The organism is Methylophaga thalassica, assembly GCF_030159795.1.
GTDB lineage: Bacteria > Pseudomonadota > Gammaproteobacteria > Nitrosococcales > Methylophagaceae > Methylophaga > Methylophaga thalassica.
On sequence record NZ_BSND01000008.1, the window covers coordinates 1 to 820 of the forward strand.

1 protein-coding gene and 1 pseudogene are annotated in these 820 nt (G+C 53.5%); one reads left to right on the forward strand and one right to left on the reverse strand.

Annotated elements, in window-relative coordinates; translation table 11 throughout:
- Nucleotides 1–230, reverse strand: a pseudogene (locus tag QQL60_RS12300) (cation transporter); the annotation flags it as partial.
- Between the two features lie 95 nt (nucleotides 231–325).
- On the opposite strand from QQL60_RS12300, the gene cadR reads away from it, so the two are divergent.
- On the forward strand, nucleotides 326–733 hold the full coding sequence (gene cadR, locus QQL60_RS12305; protein WP_004364961.1) for a Cd(II)/Pb(II)-responsive transcriptional regulator: 408 nt from the start codon (nucleotides 326–328) through the stop codon (nucleotides 731–733).
- Nucleotides 734–820: the final 87 nt, after the last annotated feature.

Here is an 820-nt window from a genome sequence, read left to right on the forward strand (position 1 = left end):
CCGTCATGCACGACCTTCAGCCGGCGGTTCGACAAGTCGAAGGACAGCGCCCGAATCTCCTCAAAGCCGTTCAGGGCTAGGCGAATCATTCGTTCTTCTGATGGACAGTCCATCTTCGGCACGGCATAAACACTGACCCATCTCCCTGGCGCCTCGGAGGAGGCCTGTATATCGGTATCCGCTGCGGACGTTGCATCACCGCCACAGGCGCCACCACAGGATTTGCTCATGATACGACTCCACTTGAACAATGTTGTGGTACCATTTAAAACTATAAAGCTACTATAAGGTCAATAGAGTAAAGAATCCGTTGGGGAGGAGGCTGATGCGCATTGGTCAGTTGGCGCAGTTGGTAGGGGTCGAAACACAGACGATCCGCTTCTATGAACAGCAGGGCTTGTTGCCGCCGCCTGATCGGCAGGACAACGGTTACCGTGTCTATACCGAGAAGCATGGTGAGGGGCTGGCCTTCATCCGTCGCTGCAGAATCCTGGGCCTGTCACTGGCTGAGATTCACGAACTACAGAGCTATCAGGACGACCCTCATCAGCCTTGTACCGCCGTCAACGCCTTGCTCGATGATCACATCTCTCATGTGCGGTCGCAGATAACCGCTCTGCAAGCGCTTGAGAAACAACTCGTTTCACTGAGAGCGAGTTGCAACGATGACCGGGAAGTTGAGGCGTGTGGGGTTCTTGCTGGAATTAGCGAAGGAAACATGCACCAGCAGTAGGTGAAGCATCAACCAGATAATCCGATGAGATGCCGGTCTGTCTCACTCTCATGCAAAGGTAAGATCAACCATTTAATCCGCTTACCC